This is a genomic window from Telluria beijingensis (assembly GCF_030770395.1).
Lineage (GTDB): Bacteria > Pseudomonadota > Gammaproteobacteria > Burkholderiales > Burkholderiaceae_D > Telluria > Telluria beijingensis.
In genome coordinates this window covers 4335397-4348906 of the sequence record NZ_CP132480.1, presented here as the reverse complement: position 1 = coordinate 4348906, position 13510 = coordinate 4335397, and the positions used below count along the sequence as shown (strand labels likewise).

Here is a 13510-nt window from a genome sequence, read left to right as displayed (position 1 = left end):
GTTGCACCAACTTTGTTTGCCTTTCCCAGTCAAGGACCCCCATGAAGCTGAAGTTCCCCCTGATCGCGGCCTTTGCCGCCATGCTCGCCCTGACCGCCTGCGGCGGCGGCGGCAGCGACGACAACGACAACAAGCCAGTCGTGAGCAGCCCAGCCACGCTGACGTTCAAGGACGATACGGTCGGCACCGGCGCCGAGGCGGTCAAGGGCAAGCGTGTCACGACCCAGTACACGCTGTGGCTGTACGACGACAAGGCAGCCAACTTCAAGGGCCGGCAAATGGAGTCGGGCAACCTGAATCCGTTCGTCGTCGGCGGCGGCGGCGTCATCCCCGGCTTCGACCAGGGCGTCACCGGCATGAAGGTCGGCGGCAAGCGCACCGTCCTGATCCCGTCCAACCTCGGCTACGGTGCGTCGGGCTGGGGTCCGATTCCAGGGAACTCGGGCCTGGTGTTCGAGATCGTGTTGACCAAGGTCGAATAAGCAGGCGCCGGCCAGGCGCCGGCGCGTGACCGAACCGGGGCCGTCGCCCCGGTTTTTTTTCGTGCGCACGGCTGACCTGGCGCATGGAAGGCAGTGGGAAGGCGGGCAATGCTCGGGGCTTTTCATGCCGAACCCATCATGCGTGCTTCCTTTTGCTGTGTCATCCTGCTCGTCGTAGCCTGCTGCAATGCCGCGCCGGCCGCGGCCGCGGCCGCGTCGCCGGCGGCGCCCTGTGTCGTCGCGTCCCCTCCAGCGGGCAGGGAACCGCCCGCCTGGCTGCTGCTGGCAGCCGCGGTGGCGCTGCTGGGCGCGGGCCGCCTGGCCGCGTCCTGAACGGCGGCCCGGCAGCACGACCAGGCGTGTGCCATGTTAACGCAATGCGCCGCAGGTAGGCTCGACTCCCAGGCTAGCCCTTGTCCATGGAAGATGCCCAATGAGAATGCTGCTGGTAGAGGACGAAATCGAATTCGCCGCCACGGTGCGCGTCGCGCTCGAGCGCGAAAAATACGTGGTCGACCATGTCGACCGGCTGGCGCTGGCGCGCGAGGCGTGCCGCATGCACGCCTACGACCTGGTGCTGCTCGACCGCACCCTGCCTGACGGCGACGGCCTGTCGCTGCTGCCATCCTTGCGCGCGGCGCATCCCGGCCTGCCCGTGATCGTGCTGAGCGCGCGCGGCGACGTCACCGACCGCGTCGCCGGCCTGGACGAAGGCGCCGACGACTACCTGGCCAAGCCTTTCGCGCTCGAGGAACTGTTCGCGCGCATACGGGCGGTGCGGCGGCGCCCGGCCGAACTGGGACCCGAAGAAATCCACGTCGGCGCGCTCGTGTTCGACGTCGCCAACGACGAAGCCAGCGTCGCCGGCGTGCGGCTCGACCTGGCGCGGCGCGAGTTGCGCGTGCTGGCCACGCTGGTCAAGCGCCGCGGACGCACCGTGCTGCGCGAATCGCTCGAGCAGGGCGTGTACGGCTTCGACGACGCCATCCAGTCGAACACGCTCGACTCCCACATCTCGCGCCTGCGGCGCAAGCTGGCCGCCGCCGATGCGGGCATCGAGATCCACGCCATCAAGGGCGTCGGCTACCTGCTGCAGGCGCGGCCGTGAGCCGCCGGCCGCCGTCGCTCAAGTGGCCGCTGATCGTGCAGCCGCTGTTGCTGCAGTTCGCCATCCTGTGCATCAGCTTTCCGGTGATCGTCGCGCTGGCGCTGCGCGCCGACAGCGGCGGGCCGTATACCGACGAGCGCATCACTCCCGTGATCGCCGCCGCCCTCGTGCGCGACGCCGATGGCGGCCTGGCGGTGCGCATGACGGAACAGCTGGCCGCGCTGCGCGCGGAGTCGCCCCGGCTGTGGTTCGTGGCCGAGGACGACGATGGCCGCCGCGTCAGCTTCGGCCAGGTCCCGCCGCAATATGCCGGCGCCGGCGCCCTGTTGCGGCATCTCTCCTACGGCCATGTGCGCGACCGCTTCGCCCCCCATGTGCTGAGCGCCGTGATCCGGCGCGAAGAGTCGCCGGCCGGCCCGGTGACGATCCTGGGCCACGGCAAGCTGGCGCAGATCGGCTTTACCGTCATCGCGGCATCAGGCGTCGCCGCCCTGCCGATCTTCGGGCTGATGGTGCTGATGTCGCTGGTCGCGATTCCCTGGATCGTGAGGCGTTCGTTGCGGGGCGTGGCCAGGATCGCGCACGAGGCCGAGCGGATCGACGCCAGCCGGCGCGGCATGCGGCTTAGCGAAGCGCAGGTGCCGAGCGAGATCGCGCCGCTGGTGCGGGCGGTGAACGAGGCGCTCGGCCGGCTGGACGAAGGCTATGAACGGCAGCGCCGTTTCATCGCCTCGGCCGCCCACGAGCTGAGAACGCCGATCGCCATCCTGCGCGTCAAGGTCGATGCGGCTACCGATCCTGCCATGCGCAGGCTGGGCAGCGACGTCGAGCGGCTCGCCAACCTCGCCGAGCAGATGCTCGACCTGCAGCGCCTGGACAGCGCCTGGCGCGACGAGGAACTCGACCTCGCGGCGCTGGTGCGGCGCGTGGCCGGCGACCTGGCGCCGCTCCTGATCGCATCGAACCGCTCGATCGAGGTCGTGGTCGACGGCGCGCTGCCGGTGCGCGGCGACGCCGGCGCGATCGAGCGCGTAGTGACCAACCTGGTGCAGAACGCGATCGAGCATGGCGGGCGCCACGTGGTCGTGCGGGTGGCGGGATCGTCGTTCGAGGTGGAGGACGACGGCCCCGGCATTCCGCCGGAAGAACGCGAGCGCGTGTTCGAACCCTTCCATCGCCTGCGGCCGCGATCGGCCGGCAGCGGCCTGGGACTGCACCTGGTGCAGCAGGTGGTCGAACGCCACGGCGGCCGCGTGGCGCTGCTCGGCGCACCCGGCGGCGGCACGCTCGCGCGCGTGGAATTTCCCAAGCCGCAGTCCGCGCCCGCGCGCAGCCCATGATCCCGCAATGCCGGGCTGTTCTACTGTTTGCCAAGGCGATGCCATCGCCTCCGGCCACGATGGTCGTGCGCCGGATCATCCAGACAGGAGAACAAGAGAATGAGCCGAACCTACCTGAACGCGGGCCGCCCGCTACTGATGCTGGGCCTGGTCGCCGTGCTGGGCGCGGGCCTTGCCGCATGCCAGTCGCCGGAACAGCGGCGCTACGCCAACCTCTCGGAAGACAACAATACCTGCGCCGACTTCGGCGCGCGCCAGGGCTCGCGCGAATATACCGACTGCATGCTGGCCCAGCAGAGCCGGCGCGACAGCGAGAAGCTCAACGCGCTGGAGCGCCAGCGCATCGCGACCCAGAACAGCAAGGACAGCCTCGAGATGGTGCGCAAGATGGAATGCGACCGCGAGGCCAAGAAAGACCGCGAGGCCGGCCGCCGGCCACGCAATTGCCATTGATCTCAGCGTAGCATGTCGATGTGCATGATCCCGTCTTCGTCATACGGCGCCGAGACCGTCTCGAAGCCGAAGCCGCCGTAGAAGCGTTCCAGGTATTGCTGGGCGCCGATGCGGATGCGGTGGCCCGGATACAGGGCCTCGGCCTGGCGGATGCCTTCGTCGATCAGGGCGCGGCCGGCGCCGGTGCCGCGCGCGGCCGGCGTCGTGATCACGCGGCCGATCGACATCTCGTCGTACTTGGCGCCGGGCGCCAGCACGCGCAGGTAGGCGGCCAGGCTGCGCTTGCCGTCGACGGTGCGCCAGCCCAGCAGATGGTGGGCCTCCAGGTCATGCCCGTCGATGTCCGGGTACAGGCAGGTCTGCTCGAGGATGAAGACGTTCTGGCGCTGGGCCAGCACCTCGTAAAGGTCGAACGGGGTGAGGTCGGCGAAGCGCGAGAACTGCCAGTCGATGAGGCTCGGTAAGGTCATGGATGCGAAGCGATGAAGGTGAACGATAAAACGGAGGTCAGTCAGCGGCGGTCTCGTAACCTTCCAGCACGTTGACGGTATGGATGCCGAGTTCGGGGCCGGCGAGGCCGCCCTCGAAGATGAAGGCGGTCGGCAGGCCCAGATGGGCGATGCGTTCGCCGATGCGCAGGAAGTCGCCGCCCTGCAGGCCGAAGCGCGGATCGGCGCCATGCGGGGCGGCGTCGACGCCGAGCGACACCACCAGCGCCTGCGGCCGCGTCATCGCGATCTTGACGCAGGCCGTCTCCAGCGCCGCGAACCAGGCCGGGCTGCCGCAGCCGGGCGCCAGCGGAATGTTCATGGTGAAGCCGGCGCCGGCGCCGCTGCCGGTCTCGTCGGCGTGGCCCAGGTAGAACGGATACTCCAGGCGCGGGTCGGCGTGGATCGAGACGAACAGCACGTCGTTACGGTGATAAAAAATGCCCTGGGTGCCGTTGCCGTGGTGGTAGTCGAGGTCCAGGATGGCGACCCGTTCCAGGCCGTCGTCCAGCAGGTGCTGGGCCGCCAGCGCGGCATTGTTCAGGAAGCAGGAACCGCCAAAGAAATCGCTGCCCGCGTGGTGGCCGGGCGGACGGGTGAGCGCAAAGGTGCCGCGCTCGCCGCGCTGCAGCGCGTGCGCGGCGTTGACGGCGCAGTCGGCGCCGGTCTTGGCGGCGATCCAGGTGCCGCTCGTCAGCGGCGTGCCGGCGTCCATCGAATACAGGCCGAGGCGGGCGCAAAAATTGCTGGGCTCGACGTCGGCGCGCAGGGTGCGTATCGGCCACACGGCCGGGAAGGCGTCCCTGCCGGCATTGCGCGGATCGAGGGCGATCCACTCGCTCCAGGCATGGCGCAGGAAGTGCAGGTAGCGCGGGCTGTGCACCCGCTCGAGCGTCATCAGCGGTACGCCATGCGGCGTGACGATCGCGCCCAGGCCGCGCCGCTCGCATTCCTTCAGCACGAAGGTGGCGCGCTCGGGCTTTTCGGAACACGGCACCAGCTCGCCGCGATAGATCTCGACGCGGCCGTCATGCTGGGCGTGGTGTTCGTTGTAAAACGTGAGCAAGTGGTCCTCGCGGCGGCGGATTCAGGCGGGCGCCGCAGCGCGGGGCTGGGAGCGGCTACCTCAGTTGTTGGAGCATAGCTTACTGCTATTGTAGGCCGCAACAAAGTCGTCGAAGCTGCCGGTGTTCGTCTGTTCGATGCTGGCCTGCTCGGCCAGCGAGGCGGCCGCCATCTCGTCGAACAGCGCCTCCTCGGCCGGCATCAGGGGACTGTCGCGGAAGGTGGCCGCGTGCAGGCGGCTCTGCTGCAGGCCGAAGGCCGCGGCCGAGCCGAGCGCGCGCACTTCTTCCAGCACCCGCGCCGACGGCGTCAGCGCCGGATCCTCGATCTTCGCCTTCTGCTTGCCGAGCGAAGCCTGGTGCACGTCGCCTTCGTTGTGCCCGTCGTCCAGCAACTGCGCCACCGGGCGGATGCGCTCGACCAGTTCCAGCGCCCATTCCCTGAGCGGCACTTCAAGGCCGTCGCGGGTCAGGGTCAGGTCGGGGCGGCGGCCTTCCTTCACCGTGCGCGCGAAGTTACGCGCGTGCAGCTGGCTGTCGTGGGCGCTGATCAAGGGGCTTTCCTCGAGCGCGCAGAACAGCAGGAAGGCGTCCAGGAAGCGGCCGGTGTCGAGGGCGATGCCGACCGGCTCGAACGGATCGACGTCGAGGCAGCGCACCTCGATGTACTGCACGCCGCGGTTGCACAGGGCCTGCACCGGCCGCTCGCCGGTGCGAATCACGCGCTTGGGCCGGATGGTCGAGTAATACTCGTTCTCGATCTGCAGCACATTGGTCGACAGCTGGATCCACTCGCCATCCTTCTGTGTACCCAGCTTCGCATAGGGCTCGTAGGGGCGGTTGACCGCATCCATCAGGCTCGTGACATAGCTTTCCAGGCTGTTTTCGTGCGGCCGCAGGCCGGACTGGGCGTCGTTCTGGTAGCCCAGGTCGCTCATGCGCAGGCTGGTCGCATACGGCAGGTACAGGGTGTCGTCGGACAGCGTCTCGAGCGTGTGCTCCCGGCCGCGCAGGAAGCTGGTGGTGAGCGCGGGCGTCGCGCCGAACAAATACATCAGCAGCCAGGAATAGCGGCGGAAGTTGCGGATCATCGCGATATAGCTCTCGGACTGGAAGTCGCGCAGCGCATGGCGGCGTTCCTCGGCGATCCCTTCTTCTTGCGCGAACAGCTGCCACAGTTTTTCGGGCAGCGAATAATTGTAGTGGATGCCGGCGATGCACTGCATCGCCTTGCCATAGCGCAGGGCCAGGCCGCGCCGGTACACGTGCTTGAGCATGCCGATGTTCGACGTGCCGTACCAGGCGATCTCGATCTCGTCCTCGGGCGGCAGCTCGCCAGGCATGGACACGCCCCACAGCATCTCGTCGCCCAGTTTGGCGTAGGCATGGCGGTGGATCGCGTCGAGGCGGTGCAGCGCCAGGCCGATATCGTGTTCGGCCGGGGTGATGAATTCCAGCAGCGCCTCGGCGTAGTCGGTGGTGATGTGCGGGTGGGTCAGTGCCGAACCGAGGGCCGGGGAGTGCGGGGTGCGCGCCAGGCGGCCCGCCGCGTCGACCCGCAGGGTTTCGCGCTCGATGCCGCGCAGGCCCTGGCCCAGCAGGGCGCGGTGTTCGTCGTCGTCGAGCAGTGCCAGGCGGCGGTTGAATTGGTTCGACACAGTGTTTCCTTTCTTATACTGCCATTTCCGTTGGAGCAGAGATTAACCGAAAAACGGACTGCGCGTTCGGGCGCCCCTCATTCACGCCAGGGCGGGGCGTTGAAGGACTTGCCGGCAGGCGGCGGCGCGGGCGGGGCCGGCGGCACGAAATCGGGCGCCGGACCGGGGTCATAGCCCGGTTCGAGCTCGCCATCGAGCACGAAATCGAAGTCGAAGGCGGGCTCCCAGGTCGATTCCGGCTCCAGGTCGACGTCGGCATTGAAGTGCGCCCTGGCGGCCGGCTGCCCGGCCTGGGCGCGGGTCGCCGGATCCTTCTCGGCCGCGATCCAGCGGCTTATCTGGCGTTCGAGTTCCGGCAGCGGCAGCGCGCCGCCGCCGAGCAGGGCGTCGTGGAAGCGGCGCAGGTCGAACAGGGGGCCCAGCGCGGCGCGCGCCTGGGTGCGCAGCGCCAGGATGCGCAGCTGGCCGATCTTGTAGCCCAGCGCCTGGGCCGGGCGCGCGATATAGCGGTCGACTTCGGCCTCGTTGTCGAGCGGCGGATTGGCGGTGTGCGTGTTCAGATAATCGATCGCCTGCCGCCGCGTCCAGCCGAGCGAGTGGATGCCGGTGTCGACCACCAGGCGCGCGGCGCGGAACATCTCTTCGTTCAGGTGGCCGAATAGCGAGAACGGATCCTGGAACAGGCCGAGCTCCGGGCCCAGGCTCTCGGCATAGGTGGCCCAGCCTTCGCCGTAAGCGTCGTACCAGGCGTGGCGCCGGAATGCCGGCAGGTCGAGTTCCTGGGCGCGCGCCACCTGCAGGTGGTGGCCCGGCACCGCCTCGTGCAGGGCGATGGTGTCGACCTGCCAGATCGGGCGCGCATCCAGGCGCGCGGTGTCGACCACCAGCGCGGCGCTGCGCTCGGCGCTGCCGGCTTCGTAGTAGGCGGCCGGCTGGCCGCCGCTGCCAGCGCCCATCGGCTTGACCACGATGCCCGTCGCCGGGGTGAGCGTGACCACGCGCCCGACCCTGGCCTGGGCCAGCGCCAGCGTGCGCCGGTAGCGGTCGAGCAGGGCGGCCGGATCGCTGAAGAACAGACGCCGGTCGCTGCGCGCGAAGGTGATGAATTCATTGAAGCCGCCACGAAAACCCGTGCGTGGGATGATCTGCTCGATCGCGGCGCGCAGGCGCGCCACCTCCTGCCGGCCGAGCGCATGCACCTGGGCCGGGGTCATGGCGGTGGTGGTGCTGTTCTTCACCAGCTGGGCATACCATTCGGGGCCGCCCGAGAGCGCGGCGGCGCCGATGCTGTCGCGCGCGGCCGGCACGTATTCCTGGCGCAGGTAGTCTTCGAGCTTGCGCAGGGCGGGCGCCACCTGCTCGTTGAGGGTCTTGCCGCCCAGCGCGCGGAACTGGTCGCGCACCGCGGGCGCGATGGTGGCCGGGATGCGCTGGAACGGCGCGCCGAGCGGACCGTCAGCCAGTTTCTCGCGCAGCGCGCGCAAGGCGTCCGGCACCGGTGCGATGGCGGCTTTCGGGATCGTCCAGCCAGCCTGCCTGCCGGCACGCAGCTGTTCGACCAGGCCGTCGACATGGGCCGGCAGCGCCTGCAGGCGCGCCAGGTACACCAGGTAATCGGCGTCGCTCATGAACGGCATCTGCGCGACCAGGCGCGGCAGCCGCACCTGCAGGCCGTCGTAGGCGGTGAGCGGGAGCGGATCGAAGGGCGTCAGGGCGAGGGTGGCGACCAGGCGCTCCTTGTCGGCGATGAAGAGGTCGTGCGAGACCTGGTCTGCGCCGGCCAGTTGCGCGCGGTCGATCTGACGGGCCGACGCCAGCACGGTGCGTTCATGCGTGAGCGCGGCCGCGCGGCCTGCCAGCGAGGCATCGCCCAGCCAGGCGTTGTAGCGGTGCTCGCCCAGGGAGGTGGCTTTTTCGGGGGCGTGTCGCAACTGCCATTGCCAGTCGCTCGCGTAGAGCTGGGCCGCCTGATCGGCGGGCGTGGTGGCGCCGGCGCTGCAGGCCAGCGGCGCAAGCAGGACGAGTGAGGCGAACAATAAGCGCATGCATGCTCCGGGATCGAGACTGGCCATTTTAACAAGCCCGCTCCCGCATGTGCGCGCCCTAGCCGTCGCGACGACCTCCGCTGACCCGTTCGATGCCGGCCAGGTCGCGCCAGCTCTGCACTTCGCCGAAGCCGCCTGCCTTCAACATGGCGCGCACGGCCTCGGCCTGGTCGTAGCCATGCTCGAGCAGCAGCCAGCCGCCGGGTTCCAGGTGCCGTCCGGCGCCGTCGACGATGGCGCGCAGGTCGGACAGGCCGTCGGCGTGGTCGGTGAGGGCGTCGACCGGCTCGAAGCGCAGGTCGCCTTCGGCCAGGTGGCGGTCGCCGGCCACGATATACGGCGGGTTGGAGGCGATCAGGTGGAAGCGCTCGTCGCCCAGCGCCGCATACCAGTCGCTGCGCATGAAGCGCACGTGTGCGCCGTTGGCGGCCGCATTGGCGCGCGCGACGGCCAGCGCGTCGTCGCTGACGTCGAGCGCCGTCACCTCGAGACTCGGCCGGGTGAAGGCGATGGCCACCGCGATGGCGCCGCTGCCGGTGCCCATGTCGAGCAGGCGCTGGCCCGGCGCTGCGCGCTCGAGCGCCAGTTCCACGATCAGTTCGGTGTCGGGACGCGGGATCAGCACCGCCGGGTTGACCTTGAACGGCAGCCCGAAGAATTCGCGCTCGCCGACAATGTAGGCGATCGGTTCGCCGTCCAGGCGCCGCCGCACCAGCGCGTTCAGGTGCGCCGCCTCGTCGGCGTTCAGGACACGTTCGGACTGCGTGATCAGGGCCACGCGCGGCAGGCGCAGCGCATGGCACAGCAGGATGCGGTTTTCCAGCGCGTCGAGCGGCAGCGCCAGGCGCGCCTGGCCGAGGGTGGCGCCGGCCTCGATCATGCCCGCAAGGTGCGCGATTGGCGCAGCTGGCGCACCAGCACCCAGCCCAGCAGCACGGTCAGCACCACGAACCAGACCGCCGACCATTGCGGGATCGCGAGGCCCAGGATGGCGTCGGTCGCGCCTTCGCACAGGCCGTCGGCGCGGAACAGCCACGGCAGGTATTCGGCGGTCGGGATCTTGTTGAGCATGGTTTCCATCGGATCGATGCCGCACGAGAAGCCGGGATTGGCGATCACGTACAGGTGCTTGCCGACCGTGTACAGGCCGCCGAAGGCCGCCAGCAATGCCAGGATCGTGCCTTCACGGACCTTGCCGCTGATGGCCGCTACCAGGGTGCACACGCCGATCGCCAGGAACATATAGCGCTGGATCACGCACAGCGGGCAGGGCCGCATCTCCATGATGTGCTGCAGATAGAGGGCGATGGCGATCAGCGCGAAGGAGATCGACGAGATGGCGTACAGGACCTGGCGATTGGTGGGCATGGATTTTCTCGATGTGGGCCGGTGCAGATGTCTTTCCAGTCAGCGCAAGCACGTCGTCCCCGCGAAGGCGGGGACCCAAGTTTGCTGGCATGGCCATTGACGCTCGCTGACAGTGGCAGTGCAAGTGACTTGGGTTCCCGCCTGCGCGGGAACGACGTTTTCATGCCAACACAAAAGGCTGGCGCCAACGGAAGACAAGCGTGCGGCTATTTTCGCATAAACGTTGCTGACGACGCCCGGCCATTTTCAATCTGGCAACTTAACAATGACTTAAGTCAGCCCGTTCACCAGCCTAGTCGCCCAGCGCCGCCAGCAATTCGGCCTGGTGTTCCTGGGCCAGGGCCTCGGTCAGCTCCTTGAGGTCGCCGTCCATGATGAAGTCCAGCTTGTACAAGGTGAGGTTGATGCGATGGTCGGTCAGGCGGCCCTGCGGGAAGTTGTAGGTGCGGATGCGTTCGCTGCGGTCGCCCGAGCCGATCAGGCTCTTGCGGGTAGCCGCTTCCTGCGACTGCTGCTCGCGCAGCTGGGCGTCCTTCAGGCGCGCCGCCAGCACCTTCATGGCCGAGGCCTTGTTCTTGTGCTGGCTGCGGTCGTCCTGGCATTCCACCACCAGGCCGGTCGGCAGGTGGGTAATACGGACGGCAGAGTCCGTTTTATTGATGTGCTGGCCGCCGGCGCCGGAGGCGCGGTAGGTGTCGATGCGCAGGTCGGCCGGGTTGATGTCGACGTCCTCGACCTCGTCGGCCTCGGGCATCACCGCCACCGTGCAGGCCGAGGTGTGGATGCGGCCCTGCGTCTCGGTCGCCGGCACGCGCTGCACGCGGTGGCCGCCCGATTCGAATTTCAGTTTCGAATACGCGCCATTGCCGACCACGCGCACGATGACTTCGCGGTAGCCGCCCAGGTCGGATGCGGATTCGGACACCATCTCGACCTGCCAGCGGTTGCGCTCGGCGAAGCGGGTGTACATGCGCAGCAGGTCGCCCGCGAACAGCGCCGATTCGTCGCCGCCGGTGCCGGCGCGGATCTCCAGAAAGATGTTGCGCTCGTCGTTGGCGTCCTTCGGCAGTAGCATTTTCTGCAGCTCGAGCTCCAGGGCGGCCATGCGCTCCTTCGCGGCCTCGATTTCTTCCTGGGCGAAGTCCTTCATGTCCGGGTCCGACAACAGCTCCTGGGCGGCGGCGGTGTCCTCGAGCGCGCCCTGGTACTGCTTGTACACGTCCACCAGCGGCGCCAGTTCGGCGCGCTCGCGCGACATCTTGCGGTAGCTGTCCATGTTCGCGGTGGCGCCTTCGCTCATCAGGAGTTCATCCAATTCGACGAGGCGGTTGGCGAGTTGGTCCAGCTTGAACAGCATGGAAGGTTTCATGGGCAGTCCCGGAAAAATGAATAGTCGATGCGCCAGGGCGGCGCGGCGGGCGTGCGGGCACGCCGGGAAGGTGGGGGCGCTAACGCCGGCCGCGGAACAGCTGCGGCAGCAGGTCGGCCAGGCGCGCGCGTTCGTCGCCCTGGGCGTGGTGCAGGGCCTGTTGCGGGCCGTGCAGGAACTTGGCGGTCAGGCCTTTGGACAGCGCTTCGAGCACGGCTTCGGCATCGTCGCCGCGCGCCAGCATGCGCCGCGCGCGTTCCAGTTCGGCCTGGCGCAGCTGCTCGCCCGACTCCTGCAGGTCGCGGATCACCGGCACCACGGCGCGGTCGCCCACCCAGTGCATGAAGGACTGGACCCGGGTCTCGATGATGGCCTCGGCCTGGCGCACGGCGGCCTGGCGGCTCTCCATGCCGGTCTGCACCACCTGGGCCAGGTCGTCGACGGTGTACAGGAACACGTCGTCCAGGCGCGCGACCTCGGGCTCGATATCGCGCGGCACGGCCAGGTCGACCATGAAGATCGGGCGATGGCGGCGCGCCTTGACGGCGCGCTCGACCAAGCCCTTGCCGATCAGCGGCAGGGTCGAGGCGGTGCACGAGATCACAATGTCGAATTGATGCAGGCTGTCCGGCAGGTCAGCCAGGCGGATCGCGCGGCCGTCATAACGGGTGGCCAGCGCCTCGCCGCGCTCCATGGTGCGGTTGGCGATGGTGACCGACTTCGGATTCTGGGCCGCGAAGTGGGCCGCGCACAGCTCGATCATCTCGCCGGCGCCGATGAACAGCACGTGCTGGTCGGCGATGCGGTCGAAGATGCGGTGCGCCAGGCGCACCGCGGCGGCGGCCATCGACACGCTGTGGGCGCCGATCTCGGTAGTAGTGCGTACTTCCTTCGCGACCGCGAAGGTGCGCTGGAACATCTGGTGCAGATAGGTGCCCAGGCCGCCGGCGGCGTCGGCGGTGCGCACCGCATCCTTCATCTGGCCCAGGATCTGCGGCTCGCCCAGCACCATCGAATCGAGGCCGGAGGCGACGCGGAAGGCGTGGCGCACGGCGTCGTCCTGCGGCAGCAGGTACAGGTGGGGACGCAGCTCGGCGTAGTTGAGGGCGTGGTAGTGCGCCAGGAATTGCGCCGACGCGTCGAGCGGGTCCGGCAGGCTGCTGGCCGCATACATCTCGGTGCGGTTGCAGGTCGACAGGATCGCGGCTTCTTCGCCACCGTTTGCACCCTGGCGTGCGAACCAGCCGCGCGCCGACTGCACCGCCGTGCCGATCTGGTCGGGCGCGAGCGCCAGCTGCTCGCGCAGCGAGACCGGTGCTGTGGTGTGGTTCAGGCCGACGGCAAGCAGTTGCATTTCGGGGGGAAGGCGAGGGTCAATGGACTGCGGCCATTATACCCTTATGGCGTCAGGGTTTCAGGCGCCCAGCTTTTCCAGCCGGTAGCCATAGCTATAGACCGGCACAAGGCGGAAGCCGTTCTCTGGCCGAAGATGGAGCTTGTTGCGTACCCGCGAAACATGGGTATCCATGGTGCGCGACGGCACGTCGTTTTCGCGGACCCAGACCGATTCGTGGATGTAGGCGCGCGACAGCGGGCGGCCAATATTCCGGAAGAACAGCAGCGCCAGCGAGAATTCCTTTTGGGTCACGTCGATCACCGAACCGTCCTTCAGCAGGCGGCCCGGGCGGGTTTCGAAGGTGTACGGGCCGAACTGCAGCTGCTCGGCGCTGTTCTGCGACGGATAGGCGCGGCGCAGCAGGGCCGAGACGCGCGCCACCAGCTCGCCGCGGCGCAGCGGCTTGACCAGGTAGTCATCGGCGCCGGCGGTGACGCCCGCGATGATGTCGTCTTCGGCATTGCTCCCGACGAGGAACATGGTCGGCGCGGCGCTGGCCAGCTTTTCCTTGGCGCGGCGCAGCACTTCGGCGCCATCCATGTCGGGAACATTCCAGTCCATCACCAGCATGTCCGCACTATCCTTGCGCAACTGCCCCAGCAATTCCCTGGCGCTGTCATACGATTGGCAGCTGTGGCCAGCAGCGCTGAGGACCTGGCAGATCAGGTCAGCTTGGGGGCGGTCTTGCTCCAGTACGGCGATCTTCATGACGGGCGAAATGTGTATAAGTTGCCTATGT

At 68.4% G+C, this 13510-nt stretch carries 14 protein-coding genes; 5 read left to right on the top strand and 9 right to left on the bottom strand.

What is annotated here, in order from left to right:
* Positions 1 to 41 precede the first annotated feature (41 nt).
* The 5 genes from Q9246_RS19160 to Q9246_RS19140 all read left to right on the top strand — a co-directional run bounded on the left by Q9246_RS19160 (position 42) and on the right by Q9246_RS19140 (position 3383).
* Positions 42 to 482, top strand: a complete 441-nt coding sequence (locus Q9246_RS19160; RefSeq protein WP_306392300.1) for an FKBP-type peptidyl-prolyl cis-trans isomerase — start codon at positions 42 to 44, stop codon at positions 480 to 482.
* A gap of 138 nt (positions 483 to 620) precedes the next feature.
* Positions 621 to 815, top strand: coding sequence for a hypothetical protein (locus Q9246_RS19155; RefSeq protein ID WP_306392299.1), 195 nt, complete (start codon positions 621 to 623; stop codon positions 813 to 815).
* A 100-nt stretch (positions 816 to 915) separates the two neighbouring features.
* Positions 916 to 1590, top strand: coding sequence for a response regulator (locus Q9246_RS19150; RefSeq protein ID WP_306392298.1), 675 nt, complete (start codon positions 916 to 918; stop codon positions 1588 to 1590).
* On the top strand, positions 1587 to 2930 hold the full coding sequence (locus Q9246_RS19145) for a sensor histidine kinase (RefSeq protein WP_306392297.1): 1344 nt from the start codon (positions 1587 to 1589) through the stop codon (positions 2928 to 2930). Before Q9246_RS19150 ends, Q9246_RS19145 begins: the two co-directional genes overlap by 4 nt.
* 99 nt (positions 2931 to 3029) lie before the next feature.
* On the top strand, positions 3030 to 3383 hold the full coding sequence (locus tag Q9246_RS19140) for a hypothetical protein (protein ID WP_306392296.1): 354 nt from the start codon (positions 3030 to 3032) through the stop codon (positions 3381 to 3383).
* Positions 3384 to 3385: 2 nt separating this feature from the next.
* Here the strand turns inward: Q9246_RS19140 and Q9246_RS19135 are convergent, their stop codons facing one another.
* From Q9246_RS19135 to Q9246_RS19095, 9 genes are all read right to left on the bottom strand, one after another.
* The gene (locus Q9246_RS19135) at positions 3386 to 3853 is read right to left on the bottom strand and encodes a GNAT family N-acetyltransferase (protein WP_306392295.1); all 468 of its coding nucleotides are present in this window, start codon (positions 3851 to 3853) and stop codon (positions 3386 to 3388) included.
* A gap of 37 nt (positions 3854 to 3890) precedes the next feature.
* Positions 3891 to 4937, bottom strand: coding sequence for a histone deacetylase family protein (locus Q9246_RS19130; protein ID WP_306392294.1), 1047 nt, complete (start codon positions 4935 to 4937; stop codon positions 3891 to 3893).
* A 60-nt stretch (positions 4938 to 4997) separates the two neighbouring features.
* Positions 4998 to 6593, bottom strand: a complete 1596-nt coding sequence (gene gshA / locus Q9246_RS19125; protein WP_306392293.1) for a glutamate--cysteine ligase — start codon at positions 6591 to 6593, stop codon at positions 4998 to 5000.
* Positions 6594 to 6670: 77 nt separating this feature from the next.
* Positions 6671 to 8638, bottom strand: coding sequence for a DUF885 domain-containing protein (locus Q9246_RS19120; RefSeq protein ID WP_306392292.1), 1968 nt, complete (start codon positions 8636 to 8638; stop codon positions 6671 to 6673).
* Positions 8639 to 8696: 58 nt separating this feature from the next.
* Positions 8697 to 9518 (bottom strand): peptide chain release factor N(5)-glutamine methyltransferase, encoded by an 822-nt coding sequence (gene prmC / locus Q9246_RS19115; protein WP_306392291.1) that lies wholly within the window; start codon positions 9516 to 9518, stop codon positions 8697 to 8699.
* Positions 9515 to 10006, bottom strand: a complete 492-nt coding sequence (locus Q9246_RS19110; RefSeq protein ID WP_306392290.1) for a disulfide bond formation protein B — start codon at positions 10004 to 10006, stop codon at positions 9515 to 9517. Before Q9246_RS19110 ends, prmC begins: the two co-directional genes overlap by 4 nt.
* A 292-nt stretch (positions 10007 to 10298) precedes the next feature.
* Positions 10299 to 11375, bottom strand: a complete 1077-nt coding sequence (prfA, locus tag Q9246_RS19105) for a peptide chain release factor 1 (protein ID WP_306392289.1) — start codon at positions 11373 to 11375, stop codon at positions 10299 to 10301.
* Positions 11376 to 11454: 79 nt separating this feature from the next.
* The gene (gene hemA / locus Q9246_RS19100) at positions 11455 to 12729 is read right to left on the bottom strand and encodes a glutamyl-tRNA reductase (protein ID WP_306392288.1); all 1275 of its coding nucleotides are present in this window, start codon (positions 12727 to 12729) and stop codon (positions 11455 to 11457) included.
* Positions 12730 to 12789: 60 nt separating this feature from the next.
* Positions 12790 to 13479, bottom strand: a complete 690-nt coding sequence (locus Q9246_RS19095) for a response regulator transcription factor (protein WP_306392287.1) — start codon at positions 13477 to 13479, stop codon at positions 12790 to 12792.
* Between the last annotated feature and the right edge of the window lie 31 nt (positions 13480 to 13510).